The organism is Oscillibacter sp. MSJ-31, assembly GCF_018918025.1.
In the GTDB taxonomy this organism is placed as follows: Bacteria; Bacillota; Clostridia; order Oscillospirales; family Oscillospiraceae; genus Hominicoprocola.
This window is the reverse complement of the sequence record NZ_JAHLPT010000010.1, coordinates 1-20,392: the sequence shown is the minus strand read 5'-3', so window position 1 is coordinate 20,392 and position 20,392 is coordinate 1. Positions and strand designations below refer to the sequence as shown.

Below are 20,392 nucleotides of genomic sequence, written 5' to 3'. Positions count from 1 at the left end.
TGGTATTTTAGCATACCCCTCCTCGTTTCACAAGCGCCGCGGTATGAATTTTCGGTGAATTTTTGTCCGCTTCCCTCTTTATCTTATCCGCGTGTTGTGTTATAGTGTATTATGTATACGAATTTTGACCGGGAGGATCGGTTTATGTCGAAGGAATACGAAGAAAAGCGCGGGCCGCGCGGCGCGGACGACCACACGGAAAAGCGATTTCCGCGCGAGCGCAGAGCGGAGGAAAGGGTCCCCGTGCGCGAGCGCGATGCCGGGGCGGACGGCCTCATCGAGGGACGCAACGCCGTGACCGAGGCGCTGCGCGCCGGCACGCCCATTGATAAGATCTTCATCGCCCGCGGCGAGACGGACAAAACGCTCGGGCACATCGCCTCCACCGCCCGCGCGGCGGGCGTGGTGGTGGTCGAGGCCGACCGCCGCAAGCTCGACTACATGAGCGCGACGAAGGCGCACCAGGGCGTCATCGCCCTCGCCGCCGTGCGCGAGTACGCGAGCGTGGAGGACATCCTCTCCGCCGCCCGTGAGCGTGGGGAGGCTCCTCTGCTCGTGGTGTGCGATGAGATCAGCGACCCGCACAACCTCGGCGCCATCATCCGCACGGCGGAGTGCGCGGGCGCGCACGGCGTCATCATCCCCAAGCGCCGCAGCGCGGGCTTGACGAGCATCGTCGGCAAGACGAGCGCGGGCGCGGTGAGCTATCTGCCCGTCGCGCGCGTGCCGAACATTCCGGCGCTTTTGAAGGAGCTGCAGCAGCAGGGCGTGTGGATCTTCGGCACCGCCGCCGAGGGGACCACGAGCCTGTACGAGGCCGACCTCAAGGGCCCTGCCGCCATCGTCATCGGCAGCGAGGGCGACGGCATGGGCCGGCTTGTGCGCGAGGGCTGCGACTTCCTCGTCAGCATCCCGATGAAGGGCCGCATCTCCTCGCTCAACGCTTCCGCCGCCGCCGCCATTCTGCTCTACGAGGCCGTGCGTCAGCGCCTTGGCTGACGCGCGCCGCCATTCACGAGGTCTTCCATGGATCACAAAAAGGATCAAGAATTTGAACAAACGCTCGCCGAGTCCGAGCTTTTGCTGCGCGGCGCGGCCCGCAGCGCGTCGGACGACGCGGACCTGACGCTCGAGAGCATTCTGGCGGAGTTCGGCTCCCGGGAGGACGGCGCCGAAGCCGCCGCAGAGCCGGAGGACGTCGGGCTGCCCGAGCCGCGGCCCGCCGTGCGGATCGGAAAAACCGCCGCGCCCGCCGCAGAGCCGCCGGAGCCGCAGCCGTCCGCGCCGCCGGACGAGGCATCGTCCACCACGCCCGCGCAGGACACCGTGAGCCTGCAGGAGGTGCTCGAGAGCACCGTGCAGTCCGTGCTCGACGAGGGGGAAGCGGGGGAGCCGGTCGAGCTTCTGCCGCCGAAGCGCCGGGGGCTTTTCTCGCGCAGAAGGCTGCGCGACACCGAACGGCTTTATTCCGACGAGTCCGGGGAGGAGCCGCAGCCCGAGGAGCCGGACGAGCCCGAGGACTTCTTCACCGAGGATTTCGGCGAGCGGGACGACACCCCCGAGCCGGACGCGGGCGAGCTGGCTGCCGACTACCGCGACGATGCGCGCATGGGCCTGCGCAGCGCGCAGGCTGCGCTGCTCGTCACCGCGCTCTCGTGGCTCGCGCTGCTGCTCGACCATTTCGGCGTCATGCCTGCGCTGTTCGCCGAGGAAAGGCTGCTCAGCTGCCTGCCGTTTTTCATTGCCGAGCTTCTTGTCTGCGTCCTCGGACGCGATGTGTTCGTTTATGCCTTCGAGCAGCTCCGCGCGAGGACGGTCACCTATGAGCTGCTCTCCTCGCTCGCCTGCGCCGTCACGCTGGCGGACACGGCACTCGACTTTTTCCTGCCCGCGCGCGCCGCGCTCACGGACCCGTTCCACGCCGTCGCCATGCTCGGCATGAGCTGCGCCCTGCTCGGGCGCGCGCTGCTCTTCGGCGCGATGTACGATACCTTCCGCGTCGCCGCGGTCGGCGAGCCGGACTATCTCGTCACCGTCACCACGGGCGGAGCCGCCAAGCGCCGCGGCAGCGCGCAAGGCTTTTCGCGCTGCGCGCAGCGTGAGGACGCCGCCTCGCACTGGCAGAGCGTGCTGCTGCCCGTGCTGCTTGCCGCCTCGCTCGTATTTGCCGTGCTCTCCACGCTGCGGCGTGGGGAGCGGCTGCTGTTCCTCTGGAACTGGGGCGTGCTGCTCACGGCGATCAATATGCTTGCCTTTCCGCTGTGCTATTCTCTGCCGCTGCGTCGGCTGACGAAGCGCTTCGTCAAGTCCGGCAGCGCGCTGGCGGGCTATGTCGGCGCGGACCGCCTGCGCCGCAGCAACTGCGTCATCCTCACCGACACCGACCTGTTCCCGCCGGGAACGGTCAGCCTGAACGGGCTGAAGATCTACGGCGAGGAGAGCGGCAAGGTCATCTCCTACGCCGCCACGATGGCGCACGCCTCGCAAAGCGGTCTGAGCCGCCTGTTCGACACGCTTTTGGAGGGCGAGGGCGGAAGACTCGAGCCGCTCGACGATCTGAGCTTTTATGAGGAGGGCGGCGTCTCCGGCCTTATCCACGGCGAAACGGTGCTCTTCGGCACCGCCGCCTTCTGCCGCAAGATGCACGTCACGATGCCCGGCGGCCTGAGCCTCAAGACCGGCGCGTTCCTCGCCGTGGACGGCACGCTCATCGCCGTTTTCGCCGTCAAGTACACGGCGGCAGAGAATGTGGACTGGGCGCTCCACGCGCTCAAGCGCAGCCGCATCACGCCCGTGCTCGCCGTGCGCGACGGCAGCATCACGCCCGCGCTTTTGAAGCGCAAGTTCGGCACCGATGCCCGCGCGGTCTATCCCACCATCTCCACGCGCCTTGCGCTCTCGGAGAAGGACGGCGAGCATCCCTATGCGCTGCTCTACCGCGAGGGGCTGATGCCCTACGCCGAGATTGCCGTCGGCAGCAAGCGTCTGGTCCACGCCGTGCGCGTGGCCGCCGTGCTCTCGCTCGGGAGCAGCGCCGTGTCCGCGCTGCTGGCGTTTTACCTCACCTTTGTCGGCGCGTACAGTGCGCTCACACCGGTCTCGATGCTGCTCTATCTGCTCCTCTGGGCGCTTGCGGCGCTCATCGAGGGCTTCTGGGCGGACCGTTATTGAGCATTTTTAGCAAAAATGGCTATCAAACTTCTAAAATTACAATAGTTGTATTGACGGAAAGAATATTATATAATTGAGCTGTTGAAGTGACTTCCCGCAAGGGAATTACGATCTGGAAGGAGACATGAACCCCTATGAGTGCAAAAGACATTCGCAACATCGTGCTGCTCGGCCACGGCGGAAGCGGCAAGACCACCCTCGCTGAGAGTATGCTGTTCATGACCGGCGGCACCGACCGCTTCGGCAAGGTCACCGACGGCAACACCACCTGCGACTACGACGCGGAAGAGATCAAGAGAAACATCTCCATCTCCCTCGCCGTCGCCCCTGTGAAGTACAAGAACGTGAAGATCAACGTGCTCGACACTCCGGGCAACTTTGACTTCGCCGGCGAAGTTCTCTCCGGTATCCGCGCGGCCGAGTGCGCCGTGCTGGTCTGCGGCGCGAAGGACGGCCTGAGCGTCGGCGCGGAGCGCGCCTGGAAGATGCTCGGCAATAAGCCCCGCATGATCTTCATCAACCGCACCGACGAGGAGAACAGCGACTACAACGCCTGCTTCGACGCTCTCAAGGGCAAGTTCGGCACCGCTGTCGCGCCCATCGTCGCCCCCATCATCGACGGCAGCAAGAAGGTCACCGGCATCGTCGACCTGCTGCACAACAAGGCCTATGAGGTCAAGGGCGGCAAGGCTGCCGAGTGCGCCATTCCCGCCGACATCGCCGACGAGGTCGAGGCCCTGCGCGCCGAGCTGATGGAAGCCGCCGCCGGCGCCGATGAGGAGCTGATGGAAAAGTTCTTCGAGACCATGGAGCTCTCTGCCGAGGAGATCGCCAAGGGCCTCAAGCTCGGCGTGCGCGACGGCAGCGTCGCTCCCGTGCTCTGCGGCAGCGCCATCTCCGGTCTCGGCGTCGATATGCTGATGCAGACCGTGCTTGATCTCGTTCCCGTCGCCACCGATATGCCCGCCGAGGCCGCGCAGGACGACGACGGCAACGCCGTTGAGGTCGCTCACGATGAAAACGGCGCCACCGCCGCCATCGTCTTCAAGACCGTTTCCGACCAGTACGGCAAGTTCTCTCTGGTCAAGGTCGTCCGCGGCAAGATCACCGGCGATATGTCCCTCTACGACACCACCACCGGCAACACCGAAAAGCTCGGCCGTCTCTACACCCTCAAGGGCAAGAAGAACGAGGAGGTCAAGGAGATCTGCTGCGGCGACATCGGCGCCATCGCCAAGATGGACCGCGTCAAGACCGGCGACACCCTCTGCGACCCGAAGAGCATCGTCAAGCTGGCGGGTATGCCCTACGCCGAGCCCTGCTACTCCCGTGCCATCGCGCCCAAGACCCGCGGTCAGGAGGAAAAGCTCGGCACCGGCCTCAACCGTCTGAACGAGGAAGACCCGACCTTTACCGTCGTCAACAACGCCGAGACCCATCAGATGGTCGTCTCCGGCGCGGGCGACATTCAGATCGACGTGCTCGTGAGCAAGCTCAAGACCCGCTTCGGCGTGGACGCCGAGCTCGACACCCCGCGCGTGCCCTACCGTGAAAAGATCCGCAAGACCGTGCAGAAGCAGGGCCGTCATAAGAAGCAGACCGGCGGCAGCGGCCAGTTCGGCGATGTCTGGGTCCGCTTCGAGCCCAACGAGGAGAGCGAGGAGATGGTCTTCGCCGAGGAAGTGTTCGGCGGCAGCGTGCCCAAGAACTTCTTCCCCGCCGTGGAAAAGGGTCTGCGCGAAGCCGTGCTCCACGGCCCGCTCGCCGGCTATCCGGTCGTCAATCTCAAGTGCGTGCTCTACGATGGCTCCTATCACCCGGTCGACTCCTCCGAAATCGCGTTCAAGACCGCCGCGAACCTTGCCTACAAGGCCGCGATGCCCGAGGCGTCCCCCGTTCTGCTCGAGCCCGTCTGCGAGCTGAAGGTCACCGTGCCCGATCAGTACATGGGCGATATCCTCGGCGACCTCAACAAGCGCCGCGGCCGCGTCATGGGCATGACCCCGACCGGCGACGGTGAGCAGATCATCGAGGCCGAGTGCCCCGAGGCCGAGCTGATGAGCTACGCCATCGACCTGCGCTCCATGACCCAGTCCCGCGGCTCCTTCACCATGCACTTCGTGCGCTATGAGCAGTGCTCTGCCGACGCGCAGGAGAAGGCCGTCGCCGCCGCGAAGGCCATGCAGGAAGCGGAATAATTCACCCGAAGTAAAAAGAAAGCCGTCCGATTCCAGACGGCTTTCTTTTTTCTCAAATGGGGGATTGCATTTTACCGAAAATCGTGGTATAAGATTAGTTCAACCATTGATTTATCTGCACAGGAGAGAAACAGAGCCATGAGAAAACTGTGGAAGAAAATGAAGAACAAACAGGGCTTTACCCTGATGGAGATGCTGATCGTCGTCGCCATTATCGCCGTACTGGTGGCTATTGCCATTCCGGTTTACCAGGGTCAGGTGCACAAGGCCAAGGTCGCCGCAGATATGGCAAACGTGAGAGCGTACTATGCAGAGTTACAGGCGGATTATCTGACGACAGGAACGCTCCGTCCAAATACAGAGGTTCCATATTGGGGTTTTACACAGGGAATTCCCGTTGAAGGATCGGGCCAGAAATTTTTATTCGATGTAAAGACGATCCATTTCTTAAATGACCAAGAGGTGACACTCCAAGCAGGAAGTTACTTCTGTATAAGAGTAGAGGATCAAAATAACAAACCGGTCGCTTATCAAATCACCTATTGTTGCACCCAAAACCATCCCGAGCATGATTTGACGCTCGGCTAATTCGGAACGACTGTTTTGCATCGCCGCAGCAGCGGCTGAGCGGACATAGACGAAGACCAGATCGAAAGCCGATAAAAAAGCTGCACACACTCCTTTGCGCAGCGCGTGCAGCTTCAAAATGAATAAGACCCGCAATGGCAGGTCAAGGGCGCAGCCCTTGCGCTTCTTGGGGGCTCAAAAGGGGGCTATTCTTACGGTAAGAATAGCCCCCTTTGAAAATCGGTCAATAGATCTTATCCAGATACTCCACCACGTCGGCCACCGCGCCGTCGCTGCAATGCGAGACGATGTGCGCGCCGAACTCGTGTACGGCGGGAATGGCGTTCGCGGGCGCGAAGGGCACGGCGGAGACCTCCAGCATCGGAATATCATTTTTGTGGTCGCCGATGCAGTAAATGTCCTTGCGCGCCACGCCGAGGAGCGACGCGAGCCGCAGGATCATGCCGCCCTTGGTCGCGCCGGCGGCGGTCAGCTCGAGCAGATGCTCGTTGGAGTAGATGAGCTCGTACTCCTGCCCCCACGGGCGCGAGAGGATGAAGGTCCGCACGGCATCAAGCACCGGAAAGTCCTCTTCAAAAAGGATCTTGATGATGGGCAGATCAATGTCGGCGAAGCGCTCCACCACCTGCACGGGCGAGCGGGTCAGATGCTCGTGGTTGCGGATGTAGCGGTTGGGATTCATCGCGTGGATGCGGCAGTCGTCATGGTAGACCTCGAAAGCGAGCGTCGGGAACCGCGCGAGCACCTCAGCCATGTGGTCGTAGATGGCCTTGCCGAGGAAGGCGGTGTAGAGGTATTCGTTCGTGCGGAAATCATAGATCGCCGCGCCGTTGGCGATGACGCACGGCGCGCTCATCGGCACGTCCTTGGCGTAGTCCATGAACGCGGGCAGCGCGCGGCCGGTGGAGATGGCGAACAGGCCGCCGTTTTGGATGAAGTAGTCCAGCGCCTCGCGGTTGCGCGGACACATGGGCGGGATGTCGGTGCCGTTGTCGAGCGCGGACTGGGTGTAGACGAGCGTGTTGTCAAAGTCGCTGGCGAGCAACACATGGTCGAATTTCTGCATGGGAGGCCCTTCCTTACCGGTTTCTTTTTCGCTCCCCAGTATACCACAGCTGCGGGAAAAAGCAACGCCTTTCGCGCAGCACACGATTTGCCTGCCCATAGAGGAAAAGCGGCTTGCATCGCTGCAAGCCGCTTTTCTTATGGCTCATAGTTCCACAGGTCGATGCTGCCGTCGTCCAGTATGGAGAACTGCAGGGCGCTCTGCGCGCGGCGGAAGACGGGGCCGTGTCCCCAGCCGCTATAATCCTTCGCGGTCCGGACGGGGTACTGGAGGCGGCTCTCCTGATGCGTGTAGTTGCTCCGCGAGGCGAGGAAGGTCGTCTCACCGTCTGTCTCCTCGGTGCTATAGGCGACATAGCCGCGCCGATTTTTCCCGCGCGAGGGCAGGGAGAATTCGGCGGAAATATCCTCCAGGTGATAGGTCCATCCTAACCAGTTGGTCACCGTGTAGCGTTCGACGGTAAGGGAGGCACAGGGCGCGGCGTAGGCATTCCCCTCCGCGTCATCGTAGAGCACGCGGCCTGTCGGCACACCGCCGTCGGGACGCCAACTGTCGTCCTCATAGTAGGCGGGCCAGAGGCGGACGAGCTCCGTTCCGCGGAATTTCACCTCCTCCGTCCAGCGGAAGTGGTGGAGGACGCGCCAGCGCTCCGCTTCGCCGGGCAGCCGCACGGCGACGTCGGTGAAGTGCAGCTCCCTGACATCGTAGACGGTCGAGATGTGCGTCGAGCTGCCGAAGTCCTCGCGCACCTCGCGGCCACCGTTCATCGGCTTATCCGCCTCGTGCACTACGACGAGCGTCGCGCCCCGGCAGGCAAGCAGATCGTCCTCGCTGAGGTCGTTCAGCGCGTCCTTGGGATAGCCGAGGGCAAGCAGCTCCGCGCGAATTTCAACAGCCTCGGCGCTGAGACTGCCGCTCTTTGGCTGCCAGTCCATGCGATAGCTGCCGAAGAAGAGATAGCCGCAGGCGATGCCGGCGGCGAGCAGCGCCGCGATGACCCTGACCAGCGTCTCGTCCGAGAGACGCACCGGCGCGGGCGTGAGCGCGTAGCCGCTCTCCTCCATCTCACGGGAGAGACGGAAGAGGCTGCGCAGAATGAGAATATAGCAGCCGAGCATCGCAAGGCCGAGCAGCAGACCGCTGTACTGGCCATAGGCCAGCGCGAGGACCGCCGCATACCAAATGAGCAGCGCGGCTGCAGGGGCGGCGCCCCCTCCTGTCCCCGCCTTTTTCTGCATTGTGCGCAATGCCTGCCAGAAGCAGAAGAAGAGTAGCATCTGCACCGCGAGCATGGCATAGGTCAGCGCCGTCCCCACGGAGGAGGCGTATACGGCGTTGGAATAGATCGTCGCGTTGAGAACGATGCAGGGCAGGAACAGCGCCGCGCGCAGCACGGCGAGCAGCCAGCACGCGCGGAACCAGCGGTTCTCCCGCCGCAGCGGACGGAAGCCAAGCAGCTGCAGGATCACGCCGATGGTCGGCAGCAGATAGTTCAGGCAGAAAAAGTTGAGCGTGATGGAGCACAGAGCGCTGCCGCCGAGAATATTTCCGATCGCGCGGCGCCACGGCGTGACGTCCCGTGCGACGTCGTCGGGCGGAAGCTCGGGCGCGGCGGACTCGAGCAGAGCGTCAAATTCGCGGTCGTTCATGCGTCGTCACCTCCCAGCGCCTTGCGCAATGCCTTTTTGATGCGGTAGAGCCGCCCCTCCACGGCGCGCTCCGTCGTTCCCAGCTCCGCAGCGATCTGCGCGGTGGACTGGCGGTAGTAATACTTGCGGTAAAAGAGCAGCCGGTCCCGCTGCGGCAGCGCGGTCAGCGCGCGCTCGAGCGCCTGTCGGCGCTCCTGCTGCAAGAGCCGCTCCTCGGGCGTCGGCTCGGCGGAGGGCAGGTCGCCCGAAAGCTCCTCGCTGCCGCCGGACTTTTTCCGCGCGCGGTTGAGCGCGGTGTTGCGCGTGAGCGCCGTGAGCCACGCCGTCCACGAGCCGCGCGCGGGATCGTAGGTTCCGAATTTTTCCCACACGCGCAGCGCGGCGTCGGAAAGGCACTCCTCGCGGTCCTGCGCGTCCGGCACGATGGGTGCGATGATGTAGCGCATCAGCGGCGCATAGTGGCGCAGCAGCGCCTCCGCGCCGCGCTCGTCTCCGGCGCGGAGAAGCGCCAGGACCTCCTGCTCGTGCATCTGCCCACCTCCCTGTGAAAGCCGTTTGCTCTATCATACACGCTCCGCGCGAAAAACCCACGAAAAAACGGAAACCGCAGGGAAAAGCGGCTCCCGTTTCTTGACTTTATTCCGCGCTCGGCGCTGCGCCCGGTGCTCCGCCGCCGCTTCCGCCGCGGCCGCCCCGGCGTCCGCGCCCGCCGCGATGATGCCGGCGGCGCGCGCTCTTTTCGCCCTCGCCGCCCTCGGCGGGCTTCCTTTCGGCAGAGGGGACAGGAGACTTCTTCTCACCCTCCCGGCGCTCGGTCGGCCTGCGGCACTCGCCGACCTTGTCGGCGGGCCTTTCCGCGTTCCTTTCGGGACGCTTTTCCTTGCCGCCGCCCTCGGCGGCCTCCGGCTTTGCTTCGGTGCGGCCCTCTCCACCGCGTCCGCGGCCGCCCCGGCGTCCGCGTCCCCCGCGGCGACGGCGCTCACGCTTCTCACCGCTCTCCTCGGCGGCAGGCGTTTCCGGCACAGCGGGAACATCGGGCTCGGAGAGCTCCAGCGCGCGGAACACGGGCGAGGGAACGGCATCCAGCTCGCTCTCCGCGTCCTGCTTTACGAAGCGGGCGGGGCGCTCGGCGGGGATCTCGATGCCCTCGCGCGAGCCCTTGCCGTTGCGCAGCACGCGGATCTCGCAGCCGTGGTAGCTCTTCTGCCCCTCGGACGAGTCGTCCAGCCGGACGCTGACCGTCTCGCGCACGAGGTTCACGGCGCTGACGTTGCCGGGGCCGTCGGGCGTGAGAACGAAGGAATCGTTCTTGGGCATCCGCTTCACGGCGTCCTCGTAGGCCGCCTGCTCGTACTTCAGGCAGCACATGAGGCGGCCGCACGCGCCGGAAATTTTCGTAGGATTCAGGCTGAGATTCTGTGTCTTGGCCATCTTGATGGACACGGGCACAAAATCGTCCAGAAACTGCGCGCAGCAGAACGGACGGCCGCAGATGCCGAGGCCGCCGAGCATTTTGGCCTCGTCGCGCACGCCGATCTGACGCAGCTCGATGCGGGCGCGGAACACGCCCGCGAGGTCGCGCACGAGCTCACGGAAGTCCACACGCCCCTCGGAGGTGAAGAAGAACACGATCTTGCTGCCGTCAAAGCTGCACTCCACGCGCACGAGCTTCATGTCCAGCCCGCGCTCGGCGATCTTCCGCTGGCAGATGCCGAAGGCATCCTTCTCGCGCTGACGGTTGTACTCCATCGTGCGGCGGTCGTTTTCCGTCGCGATGCGCACGAGAGCGCGCAGAGGACGGACGACCGCGCCGTCGTCCACCTCGTGGTTGCCGGTCAGGCACTGGGCGTATTCGGTGCCCTGCGCCGTCTCGACGATGACGAACTGACCCGCCTCCACGGCGATGCCGTGCGGGTCGAAATAATACTCCTTGCAGCCGCCGCGAAAGCGGACGCCAATCACTTCAGTCAAAGGATCTCCTCCAATTCAACGGCGAGGCCGCCGAGCAGCGGGCCGACGCCGACATTATATTCACAATGGTTTCGATAAGTCTCCAGCAGCTCTATTGTGCCGAGGATCTGTGCTTTTGTCAAGCGGGAGCCGAGCACGGCGCGCAGCGCCTGCTCGTCGCGCGGCTCGGCGGGGGGCGCGCCGCAGAGCGTGCAGAGCGCGTCGGCGAGGATCACGCGCGCGCCCTCAAAGAGCGCGGCAAGCTCCTCACGGGTCGCCTTGGCGGTTTCCAGCTTCAGCAGAAAGGCGGCGCGCGCGGCGGCGCGGCCCTCGGCGATCAGGCGGAGCAACTCGCGCGTGCGCTCGTCGTCCTCGCCGACGGTCCCCGCCGGCGGGAGCTTGACCTCCACGCAGCGCGAGCGGATGGTGGGCAGCAGAACGCTTGCGTTCTCCGCGCAGAAAAGAAAGGCGGCGTAGGGCGGCCCCTCCTCCACGGTCTTGAGCAGCACATTCTGATCCTTTTCGTTCAGCCGCGTGCAGTCGGGGAAGATGTAGACCTTGCACGCGCCCTCGTTCGGGCGGATGAAGGCGTCCGTCCGCACGCCGCGGATGACGTCCACGCTCAGCTCGGCGTGCTCGTCGTCGCGCACGGTGAGGACGTCGGGGTGGATGTCCGCGAGCACTTTGCGGCAGTGCGCGCAGGCCAGACAGGGCTTGTCCGTACCGGTACACTCCAGCGCGGCAGCGGCGTAATGCGCCGCGGCGTTCCGGTCGCCCGCTCCCGAGAGGATGAGCGCGTGGCTCAGCGCGCCGCGGCTCGCGGCGGCGCGGAGACGCGCAGCGGTATTCGTTTTTGCAAAGGCCGACAGCTCCATGCGCTCCTCCGGACAATATAACTACACCATACAGTATAACGCAAAAAAACACGGAGTGCAAGAAAAGTTACGGGGAAATGCACAGCTCAAAGAGAAAATCTATAAAACATTTTGAATTTTTTCGATGGAATTTCTTGCAAGTTTGGAAAAACCTGTCTATAATATAAAAGCTTATGAACGATTGGGATCAAAAACCATAGATACTTTGTAAATTGGAGGAACATTATGAGCAAAAAGTATTGTTACCTGTTTACCGAGGGCAACGCCAATATGCGCGAGCTGCTCGGCGGTAAGGGCGCGAACCTGGCCGAGATGACCAACATCGGCCTGCCGGTCCCGCAGGGCTTCACTATCACCACCGAGGCCTGCACCCAGTATTATGAGGACGGCCGCCAGATCAACGACGAGATCTTCGCCGAGATCATGGAGTATGTGGAAAAGATGGAGAAGATCACCGGCAAGAAGTTCGGCGACCTCCACAATCCTCTGCTCGTTTCCGTCCGTTCCGGCGCGCGTGCGTCCATGCCCGGCATGATGGATACCATCCTGAACCTCGGCCTCAATGAGGACGTTGTGAACGTCATCGCCGAGAAGTCCAACAATCCCCGCTGGGCGTGGGACTGCTACCGCCGCTTCATCCAGATGTATTCCGACGTCGTTATGGAGGTCGGCAAGAAGTATTTCGAGCAGCTCATCGACCAGATGAAGGAAAAGAAGGGCGTTACCCTCGACGTCGAGCTGACCGCTGACGACCTCAAGGAGCTGGCCGGCCAGTTCAAGGCCGAGTACAAGGCCAAGATCGGCGAGGAATTCCCCACCGACCCGAAGGAGCAGCTCATGGGCGCGATCAAGGCGGTCTTCCGCAGCTGGGACAACCCCCGCGCGAACGTCTATCGCCGCGACAATGATATCCCCTATTCCTGGGGCACCGCCGTCAACGTCCAGTCCATGGCGTTCGGCAACATGGGCGACGACTGCGGCACCGGCGTTGCCTTCACCCGCAACCCCGCCACCGGCGAGAAGAAGCTCATGGGCGAGTTCCTGACCAACGCCCAGGGCGAGGACGTCGTCGCCGGCGTCCGTACCCCGATGCCCATTGCCGAGATGGCCGAGAAGTTCCCCGAGGCGTTCAAGCAGTTCGAGGACGTCTGCAAGATCCTTGAGGATCATTACCGCGATATGCAGGATATGGAGTTCACCGTCGAGCACGGCAAGCTCTATATGCTCCAGACCCGTAACGGCAAGCGCACCCCCGCCGCCGCTCTCAAGATCGCCTGCGACCTCGTGGACGAGGGCATGATCGACGAGAAGAAGGCCGTCGCCATGATCGAGCCCCGCTCTCTCGACACGCTGCTCCATCCCCAGTTCGATACCGAGGTGCTCAAGAAGACCCCCGTTATCGGCAAGGCGCTGCCCGCCTCTCCCGGCGCGGCCTGCGGCAAGATCGTCTTCTCCGCCGAGGACGCCAAGGCGTGGAAGGAGCGCGGCGAGAAGGTCGTGCTCGTCCGTCTCGAGACCTCTCCCGAGGACATTGAGGGCATGAAGGCCTCTCAGGGCATCCTGACCGTCCGCGGCGGCATGACCTCCCACGCGGCCGTCGTGGCGCGCGGCATGGGCAAGTGCTGTGTCTCCGGCTGCGGCGACATCAAGATGGATGAGGAGAACAAGCGGTTCGAGCTCGCCGGCAAGGTCTACCACGAGGGCGACTGGCTCTCCATCGACGGCTCCACCGGCAACATCTACGACGGCGCTGTCCCCACGGTCGACGCCTCCATCGGCGGCGAGTTCGGCCGCGTCATGGGCTGGGCGGACAAGTATCGCCGTCTGGGCGTCCGCACCAACGCCGATAACCCGCACGATACCGCGCAGGCGGTCAAGTTCGGCGCCGAGGGCATCGGCCTCTGCCGCACCGAGCATATGTTCTTCGAGGCTGACCGTATCCCCGCCATCCGCGAGATGATCTGCGCCGACACCGTTGAGCAGCGTGAGAAGGCGCTCGCCAAGCTCGAGCCGATGCAGCAGGGCGACTTCGAGGCCATGTATATCGCGCTCGAGGGCCGTCCGATGACCGTCCGCTTCCTCGATCCCCCGCTGCACGAGTTCGTCCCCACCGAGGAGGCCGACATTGAGCTGCTCGCCAAGGATATGGGCAAGAGCGTTGCCGAGATCAAGAACATCATCGCCTCCCTGCATGAGTTCAACCCGATGATGGGTCACCGCGGCTGCCGTCTGGCCGTCACCTTCCCGGAGATCGCCGCGATGCAGACCCGTGCGGTCATCAAGGCTGCGCTGAACGTCAACGCCGCGCATCCCGAATGGCACATCGTGCCCGAGATCATGATCCCGCTCGTCGGCGAGGTCAAGGAGCTCAAATACGTCAAGGACGTCGTCGTCAAGACCGCGGACGAGATCATCTCCTCCGTCAAGTCCGACATGAAGTATAAGGTCGGTACCATGATCGAGATCCCGCGCGCCGCTCTGACCGCGGACGAGATCGCCAAGGAAGCGGACTTCTTCTCCTTCGGCACCAACGACCTGACCCAGATGACCTTCGGCTTCAGCCGCGACGACGCCGGCAAGTTCCTCGGCGCGTACTACGACAAGAAGATCTACGAGAACGACCCGTTCGCCAAGCTCGATCAGGTCGGCGTGGGCAAGCTCGTGAGGATGGCCGCTACCATGGGCCGTGAGTCCAATCCCGACATCCACCTCGGCATCTGCGGCGAGCACGGCGGCGATCCCGCTTCTGTTGAGTTCTGCCACAAGGTCGGTCTGGACTATGTGTCCTGCTCCCCGTTCCGTGTGCCCATCGCCCGTCTCGCCGCCGCGCAGGCTGCGATCAAACAAGGGTGAGCTATCTCTGAGCAGGTGAAACAGCAAGTATTCACTGACTAAGTGATATACATTGCTCCGTTTATCTGGCTTTTTGACCTGAAATAAAGAAAAATACGGTGTTACTCCAAATGGGGTGGCACCGTATTTTTTATTGCTTTTATAGGGCAAGTTGGAAAAATTGGAGAGCAGATTAGATATTCAGTGTGCCAATGGCACTCTGAACGGCACTCTGAATGGCACATTGAAGGGGGCACTCTGAAGGGTTGGGGCATTAACAAAAATGATGCATTGTCTTTGGTACTGCTGTAAGGTACAGTCTGTCCAGAGGTGATGCATTATGGATTTTTGCTACAGGCGCAATCGTAAGATTGAGGACACAAAGAAAGCGGACAAGGCATTTGATAGGGTCTATGCTGAAAAGGGTGATGATGGTGCAGCCTTGCAGGAACTGCTTGGATATGTGAGAGCTGGTGACACTGTGACTATTGAGGATGACAGAGAGCTTGGTGAGTCAGCTACTGAGTTTATTGAGCTGGCGCTGGCATTGTACAGGAAGCGGGCTGTATTGATATGTAAGACACCTAAAATTGACACAGCAGCAGGTTATTGGCAAATGGTGCTTGCTGAAATCACAAAGTTGACAGCAAGGAGCAATGGCAATGATGATGGACGGCCATCAAGGTTTGTGGAGGATCTATATAAGTGTTTTGATCTTGTAGAGTGCCGTAAGATGACAGTAGACGAAGCCTGTGACAAGATGGGTATTGGCAGGACAACCTACTACCGTTATTGGCATAAGGTCAAGAGTGCCCCGCAGAGGGAGCGTCACACAGAGCTTTTTGAGGAATTGCAGGCCAAAATAGAAGCAAATGAGTTGAGTATTTCCGCAGCTTGCAGGCAGATGAATATCGGTGCCGGAACTTATTACAAGATGAGAGATCAATATGAGAGGGAGAAACTGGGTGACTAGGTTACTAGGTCACTTGATTTGAAATGATAGAGCAAAAAAAGTAGCCACAGCATGGAACTAGGTCACTGGGTCATGTGGGTCACACTATATGGCATAATATTTGCAATCAATGTGAGCGAAATTAAAGTTGAATAATGAGTGTCATTGCGTGATAATGCCCCTACCAATTTTCAGCAAAATCAGTTTAGAAAGATGCATTGATAATGAAAGCAGACAATGGTAAAGAAAAACGCAAGCACTTAAAGAAAATTACCTACACTCAAATACCGGAGGATACTCTATGAAAAATACGAATATGCGTGAAAACATACATACAAATAATAAGGATATACACACTCTTCTCAGTAGGTTAGGTAAAAATAATGAAAATTTAATGCTCAAGAAAGTAATTCAAAATTCATTCTCTACATTCACAAAAATCTTGAGACAGTTAAATGAGGAATGTTTACCCTACTATCTTTGTGGTGGTACAGGTAGCCTTGAGGAACTGTACACAATGGGGCTGAGTAAGACTATACTTGGTGGGCCTTATGCAGTGTGCCCCAAGTGCAGAGAGGTGACCTCAGACCACATTATGAAGGTTGTTAATGGAGAAAGAGTTACTTGTGATAAATGTGGTAGACGCATTACACTTGATGGAGCTGATACAGATAGTGTCTACTTTTGGAACCCTGTTAATAGCGATGTACATTTTGAAGTGTGCGTTAATGCTGAGGGGTTTAAGTTGGCGCATGACTACATTGAGAGTTTAATCCAGTCATTACAGTTATCCTCTGATGAACTAGTGATAACAGAGTCACCAACAGAACGTGTACTTGTTTACAGGCTGGTCACAGTGAAATGTGATGGAACTGTGCCCAATAGGCATTACCGTGTACCTCAGTTCGCAGTTCTACATGATGAACTGTCTGACTTCATAAATGCTGATCTTCGTTCTGGAAAGTCAATCCTTGCTCCTGACTATGCAGGACTACTAGACCTCAACAGAATTGACGCATTATCAATCATAGCATTACAGCGTGGAACCTTTGACACTGGTGCAGATGGCATGACACCCTATGAATTTTTTGAGCGTTACCCAGAAATGGAAGATATTATGATGCTCCCACTGACACCAGAAGATGTACATTGCACAGTGACTTTGAATGGTATATTTGGCATTGATGAGGTAAGAGATTTCTATATATGGTTTATTGATAAGCATCACAGCAGAGGCATTACGACAATAAAAAATCAATTAGAAAAAACAGGGGAAAGTGTCAGTACCCCTGTAATCAGATGGATGGCTCATATCATCAGCATGAAATCATTCTATGAGAATAAGGACTTTGCGGCGATGCATTACCTGCTATCCCTTTAACTTAGTTTATCAAGTTCACAAGCATAACAGGCTGGATCAGGCACTTACAAATCCTCACCGTTACAGGTGGGGATTTTTTCATACATAGAACAGGTTCAACAGGTACTCATGGCACCAAGGCTCCTACCTATGGAGTTTACCCTGTACTCATGGCACCCAGGCTCCTACCTATGGAGTTTACCCTGTACTCATGGCACCCAAGTTCCTGCATAGAGCAAACCCAGCAGGTACCTTTGTTCCCAAGTTTCCTACCTTGATAGTTCCCACAGATACCTTGATACCAAGTTCCCTACCTTGGGGGTTTACCACCATACAAGATTAAACCCGTTCTCTACATTGTGTATTTTTAAGTGGTATTTTTATGATGCATTGAGATGAGAGAATATAGTTTATATGAATTGACCGAGGTACATGGAACCAGTACATAACCCTACTAGGTGTCTATATATGAATTGACCGTGGTCTATATATGAACTGACCATATTACTAAAGGAGGAAAATAAGCAATGTACGGTATCTATGGCTTGATTAGAAAATGCAGCACAAACGAACTTGGAAAAATGGGCTTTTTCGTCAAAGGCATTATGAAGGAGAGTGGGCTATTAGGTAGCGCAATGGATGAAGGGTGCGAATGTGAGATACGCACGCTTATGGGTTTAGGCCGGGGTTTTGATTACCGCAACGGGTTTTATGCCTTGGTTTGCTACCTTATGAGTGAGAAAATAGAAAGTGTTATGCAGAGCTTGCCGCAGCAGCCACCTCAGCCCGTTTCTAAAATAGAGAAGCGTTACCAGCAGATGCGGCAGGGCACTGTGAAGCCGAGGTTTCGTTCTGATGTGCCGACTGAGCTATTAAGGAAAATGCGTGAGCGTGGTTACTCCTATGAACGCATTTCAAGAGAAACTGGTTTATCAAAGTCGGCAGTGATTTACCGCCTCAAGTAAACCAAAGATACAGTAAGCAACAAAGGGAACTGTGAGAAATTGCAGTTCCCTTTTTTATATGCACTAAGGCATAGTCACACCTACATTGGAAAATGAGAGATACATTAAAACCACTAATTTTACTATTCAATATACTTTAAGAACAAGTAACACAGACATCTAAATATTAGACCATACGTGTAAAGAAAAACGGTAACGACTAAATTATTTTGGTATCGTCTAAATTTTATACATTGCAAGTAAAGAGATATATAAATTAAAAGTTCAAAAGGGATTTTGAGGAAAACGCAAGCATTACTGCATTATGGAGGTTATTATGAAGAATTTAAGCGTTTATACTGGTACGACAAAGGCTTGGAACTGGGCTATCAATGGAGGTAGCGTGGTCCAGCTGTCAGAGGATCTTTTGAATAACGCCACTGTCCTTAAAGAGGGCAATGGCAACGCATATCTGGAGCACCCGGTTATTGATGATATTGTGGTGTTGGTGCCTGGGCGTTATCACTCAGGGTCTACCGACATTACCTGTGGAGTTATTCTTGATAAGTTTATCACCTGCACCAAGACAGGTGAGACATTCAACACGGTTGATATACTCTCCCAGTTTAAGTGGGGCATCTCCACTACAAATGGTGGGCGTGGATATGTCGTGGCTGTTGGCTGTGAGGGCACAGCTTTCCAGCGTAGAAAGCTTGGCATTGAAGATGTTATTTTGGCCTATGCGGTAAACGGTAGGCTTGAACCCGTTGTTTCCCCGGCAGTACGGGGAAATTACAATATTCACCACAAGTCCTTTGTTTGGGATCTCAGAGTCAAGCACTTGGCTCTGATTTCTAAGAAGGAGCATCAGGAGTACCACCACACATATTCTCACAAGTCGCATCAGCGCATGTATACGCTGACAAGTGCGGCAGGGTTTATCCCTGTCCTCGCAATGAGGGCAAAGAAAACTGCCAAGAAGCAGCCAGCAGCCGTTGCCGCCGCAGTTTGCTAAAATCGCATAGCCCAGGTGACCGAATGATACAAGGTCACCTGGGCTACGGGGTCACCCGAAATAAATGTTTCAATAGGGTGGTCCCAGCTTGGTAGTCATTTTGAAATAAAAAAGTGAAGCCGTGATTATCAAGAAGGGTTTGACACCTGTTGATATGAGTACTTCAAATTTCAAAATGAACCAATTTCATTGAACTATAGTTCAATGAAATAAAAAGAAATACAGAATGGAGGATTAAGATATGTATTTCAGTGATTTTGAAGACCTCAATGATTTGGGGAAGCAGCTTAGCAGAGCCGGTATGGGCAATGCCAAGGTCACAGCACGTATGATATCAAGGAAGGTGACTTTTGATAATTGGGATGGCTCGGCAGATGGGTACTTGGACATGATGACTGGTAAGCGTCATCGTGTCATGGTTTACTCCCTCAAGATTAAAGGCCATGAGACTGGCTGGATGACTAAGCAGGAGCTTATTATGATGCTGAATAGGCTGATTGGTAGAGTGTAATACATTTCAAAAACACAACAAAACACTAAAAACAAGGAGGATCATTTTTATGGGTGCAACAATTATTACTGGGTCATTCTCTTCGGGTGATCGTATGCAGACAATTGAGAATTTAAGAAAGGCGAGCACAAGGTACATTATCAACGAGAATGGCGAGCGCGAGGTTGATGAGGATCATTTCTACGGCGGTACAATCTACCCGATTGCTGATTGGGAGGACTTTGGAGATGTGGATGACATCAATATGTCCGCCAATGAGATTCGGGACAAGCTCGATGAGATCGGGATGCGGCTTGGATATGGAAACGGTGCTATTCTTAGGGGCCATAGAGTGGGCTATGACTTGTGTAGACCTAACATTGAGTGTATTGATGGACATCTAGCTGGATACCAAGAGTACTTTAGAGGTAACAGAGATAAATATGTGCTGTTATCAGAGGAATATAGTGCAAGCCGGGGAGTTTATGTCAGCTGCATTTACAGCGGTGACTACGATAAGGTTGTTAATAAGGCAAAAGAAAAGTTATGGTTTTACCCCTACAAGAGATTTGTTATTTGTGACAGAGCAGGAAAGTTGAGGAGGGCATCTAGTAAAATTCGTAGGGTAGCAAGCACTAATCAACGGGATGAAAGGGGAAAGCTTAGAGTTAAAAGAGTGTTCAACTTTTACTGGGTAGCCGTATCACCAACATAAACAAGCAGAACAGATTGTTAAATATGGAGGGCATTTGTATGGGAATGATTTTTGGAGAGTTTAGCTCTTCGGACTGGCAGAGCACGATTACAAAGCTGAGGAAGGATGCCACAACCTACCAGCTGAATGAAAACTACGAGCTGGAGATTGATAGTAGTCATTTCCATGATGGCACTATCTATCCGGTGGCACAGTGGGATTTGCGTGGTAGCATGGATGATGAGCTGTCTCACTCAGATATTTATAGATACCTGTGCTGTGATAGTATTGGTCTTGAGTATTGTCATGGAGTCATTTTTCAGGGGCGTCAGGTCGGCTATGATCTGTTTAGACCTCAGATCGAAAAGCTGAAATGCAAAATCACGAACTATCAGAAGTTCTTCAAGTTCGTGCCATGCAAGTACATACTGCTGACTGAGAAATATAGTACTCAGTGTGGGGCGTTCATCGACATGATAGCATGTGGCAGTATTCGCGTCGGGCGTAACTAACCGCCAGATGTCGGGAGTTCACAGCCGAAAATAGTCGGAAAAGGAAAAGCCACTACCACAGCTCTTTCAAACCTTGTAAACTGGAAAGTACCAACA

General features: G+C 57.4%; 17 protein-coding genes. 12 read left to right on the top strand and 5 right to left on the bottom strand.

Annotated features, from left to right (window positions below; all coding sequences use genetic code 11):
- Positions 1–144 precede the first annotated feature (144 nt).
- The 4 genes from rlmB to KQI17_RS13820 all read left to right on the top strand — a co-directional run bounded on the left by rlmB (position 145) and on the right by KQI17_RS13820 (position 5,957).
- A complete protein-coding gene (gene rlmB / locus KQI17_RS08260) occupies positions 145–999 on the top strand; it encodes a 23S rRNA (guanosine(2251)-2'-O)-methyltransferase RlmB (protein ID WP_216495704.1) in 855 nt (284 codons plus the stop codon).
- A gap of 27 nt (positions 1,000–1,026) precedes the next feature.
- Positions 1,027–3,171: a hypothetical protein gene (locus KQI17_RS08255; RefSeq protein WP_216495703.1), complete on the top strand. Its 2,145-nt coding sequence runs from the start codon at positions 1,027–1,029 to the stop codon at positions 3,169–3,171.
- A gap of 134 nt (positions 3,172–3,305) precedes the next feature.
- Positions 3,306–5,369 (top strand): elongation factor G, encoded by a 2,064-nt coding sequence (gene fusA / locus KQI17_RS08250; protein WP_216495702.1) that lies wholly within the window; start codon positions 3,306–3,308, stop codon positions 5,367–5,369.
- Between the two features lie 138 nt (positions 5,370–5,507).
- A complete protein-coding gene (locus tag KQI17_RS13820; RefSeq protein WP_305798519.1) occupies positions 5,508–5,957 on the top strand; it encodes a type IV pilin protein in 450 nt (149 codons plus the stop codon).
- A gap of 223 nt (positions 5,958–6,180) precedes the next feature.
- Here KQI17_RS13820 and KQI17_RS08240 read toward each other — a convergent pair whose 3' ends face one another.
- The 5 genes from KQI17_RS08240 to KQI17_RS08220 form a co-directional block, all read right to left on the bottom strand.
- Positions 6,181–7,023 carry an HAD-IIB family hydrolase gene (locus tag KQI17_RS08240; RefSeq protein WP_216495701.1) on the bottom strand — a complete coding sequence of 281 codons (843 nt, stop codon included), beginning with the start codon at positions 7,021–7,023 and terminating at the stop codon, positions 6,181–6,183.
- Between the two features lie 137 nt (positions 7,024–7,160).
- Positions 7,161–8,672, bottom strand: coding sequence for a hypothetical protein (locus tag KQI17_RS08235; RefSeq protein ID WP_216495700.1), 1,512 nt, complete (start codon positions 8,670–8,672; stop codon positions 7,161–7,163).
- On the bottom strand, positions 8,669–9,202 hold the full coding sequence (locus KQI17_RS08230; protein WP_216495699.1) for an RNA polymerase sigma factor: 534 nt from the start codon (positions 9,200–9,202) through the stop codon (positions 8,669–8,671). Before KQI17_RS08230 ends, KQI17_RS08235 begins: the two co-directional genes overlap by 4 nt.
- Before the next feature lie 106 nt (positions 9,203–9,308).
- Positions 9,309–10,634: a stage 0 sporulation family protein gene (locus KQI17_RS08225; RefSeq protein WP_371821978.1), complete on the bottom strand. Its 1,326-nt coding sequence runs from the start codon at positions 10,632–10,634 to the stop codon at positions 9,309–9,311.
- Positions 10,635–10,639: 5 nt separating this feature from the next.
- The gene (locus KQI17_RS08220; protein WP_253285739.1) at positions 10,640–11,497 is read right to left on the bottom strand and encodes a DNA polymerase III subunit delta'; all 858 of its coding nucleotides are present in this window, start codon (positions 11,495–11,497) and stop codon (positions 10,640–10,642) included.
- A gap of 225 nt (positions 11,498–11,722) precedes the next feature.
- Between KQI17_RS08220 and ppdK the strand changes: the two genes are divergently transcribed.
- The 8 genes from ppdK to KQI17_RS08180 all read left to right on the top strand — a co-directional run bounded on the left by ppdK (position 11,723) and on the right by KQI17_RS08180 (position 20,296).
- On the top strand, positions 11,723–14,350 hold the full coding sequence (gene ppdK, locus KQI17_RS08215) for a pyruvate, phosphate dikinase (protein ID WP_216495697.1): 2,628 nt from the start codon (positions 11,723–11,725) through the stop codon (positions 14,348–14,350).
- A 319-nt stretch (positions 14,351–14,669) separates the two neighbouring features.
- Positions 14,670–15,302, top strand: a complete 633-nt coding sequence (locus KQI17_RS08210) for a hypothetical protein (protein WP_216495696.1) — start codon at positions 14,670–14,672, stop codon at positions 15,300–15,302.
- Positions 15,303–15,582: 280 nt separating this feature from the next.
- Positions 15,583–16,662 carry a hypothetical protein gene (locus KQI17_RS08205; RefSeq protein WP_216495695.1) on the top strand — a complete coding sequence of 360 codons (1,080 nt, stop codon included), beginning with the start codon at positions 15,583–15,585 and terminating at the stop codon, positions 16,660–16,662.
- A 506-nt stretch (positions 16,663–17,168) separates the two neighbouring features.
- Entirely contained in the window at positions 17,169–17,606 is a 438-nt protein-coding gene (locus tag KQI17_RS08200) for a hypothetical protein (protein WP_216495694.1), read from the top strand.
- Positions 17,607–17,910: 304 nt separating this feature from the next.
- Complete coding sequence (locus KQI17_RS08195; protein ID WP_216495693.1) at positions 17,911–18,600, top strand: hypothetical protein; 690 nt, start codon at positions 17,911–17,913, stop codon at positions 18,598–18,600.
- A gap of 241 nt (positions 18,601–18,841) precedes the next feature.
- Positions 18,842–19,111: a hypothetical protein gene (locus tag KQI17_RS08190; protein WP_216495692.1), complete on the top strand. Its 270-nt coding sequence runs from the start codon at positions 18,842–18,844 to the stop codon at positions 19,109–19,111.
- A 49-nt stretch (positions 19,112–19,160) separates the two neighbouring features.
- Positions 19,161–19,805 carry a hypothetical protein gene (locus KQI17_RS08185; protein ID WP_216495691.1) on the top strand — a complete coding sequence of 215 codons (645 nt, stop codon included), beginning with the start codon at positions 19,161–19,163 and terminating at the stop codon, positions 19,803–19,805.
- A 38-nt stretch (positions 19,806–19,843) separates the two neighbouring features.
- Positions 19,844–20,296: a hypothetical protein gene (locus KQI17_RS08180; RefSeq protein ID WP_216495690.1), complete on the top strand. Its 453-nt coding sequence runs from the start codon at positions 19,844–19,846 to the stop codon at positions 20,294–20,296.
- The last annotated feature ends 96 nt before the right edge of the window (positions 20,297–20,392 follow it).

What these genes read in the sequence shown, in the direction of transcription:
- rlmB (WP_216495704.1), top strand. Translation starts at nt 145, where the DNA reads ATGTCGAAGGAATACGAAGAAAAGCGCGGGCCGCGCGGCGCGGACGAC.
- KQI17_RS08255 (WP_216495703.1), top strand. Translation starts at nt 1,027, where the DNA reads ATGGATCACAAAAAGGATCAAGAATTTGAACAAACGCTCGCCGAGTCC.
- fusA (WP_216495702.1), top strand. Translation starts at nt 3,306, where the DNA reads ATGAGTGCAAAAGACATTCGCAACATCGTGCTGCTCGGCCACGGCGGA.
- KQI17_RS13820 (WP_305798519.1), top strand. Translation starts at nt 5,508, where the DNA reads ATGAGAAAACTGTGGAAGAAAATGAAGAACAAACAGGGCTTTACCCTG.
- KQI17_RS08240 (WP_216495701.1), bottom strand. Translation starts at nt 7,023, where the DNA reads ATGCAGAAATTCGACCATGTGTTGCTCGCCAGCGACTTTGACAACACG.
- KQI17_RS08235 (WP_216495700.1), bottom strand. Translation starts at nt 8,672, where the DNA reads ATGAACGACCGCGAATTTGACGCTCTGCTCGAGTCCGCCGCGCCCGAG.
- KQI17_RS08230 (WP_216495699.1), bottom strand. Translation starts at nt 9,202, where the DNA reads ATGCACGAGCAGGAGGTCCTGGCGCTTCTCCGCGCCGGAGACGAGCGC.
- KQI17_RS08220 (WP_253285739.1), bottom strand. Translation starts at nt 11,497, where the DNA reads ATGGAGCTGTCGGCCTTTGCAAAAACGAATACCGCTGCGCGTCTCCGC.
- ppdK (WP_216495697.1), top strand. Translation starts at nt 11,723, where the DNA reads ATGAGCAAAAAGTATTGTTACCTGTTTACCGAGGGCAACGCCAATATG.
- KQI17_RS08210 (WP_216495696.1), top strand. Translation starts at nt 14,670, where the DNA reads ATGGATTTTTGCTACAGGCGCAATCGTAAGATTGAGGACACAAAGAAA.
- KQI17_RS08205 (WP_216495695.1), top strand. Translation starts at nt 15,583, where the DNA reads ATGAAAAATACGAATATGCGTGAAAACATACATACAAATAATAAGGAT.
- KQI17_RS08200 (WP_216495694.1), top strand. Translation starts at nt 17,169, where the DNA reads ATGTACGGTATCTATGGCTTGATTAGAAAATGCAGCACAAACGAACTT.
- KQI17_RS08195 (WP_216495693.1), top strand. Translation starts at nt 17,911, where the DNA reads ATGGAGGTTATTATGAAGAATTTAAGCGTTTATACTGGTACGACAAAG.
- KQI17_RS08190 (WP_216495692.1), top strand. Translation starts at nt 18,842, where the DNA reads ATGTATTTCAGTGATTTTGAAGACCTCAATGATTTGGGGAAGCAGCTT.
- KQI17_RS08185 (WP_216495691.1), top strand. Translation starts at nt 19,161, where the DNA reads ATGGGTGCAACAATTATTACTGGGTCATTCTCTTCGGGTGATCGTATG.
- KQI17_RS08180 (WP_216495690.1), top strand. Translation starts at nt 19,844, where the DNA reads ATGGGAATGATTTTTGGAGAGTTTAGCTCTTCGGACTGGCAGAGCACG.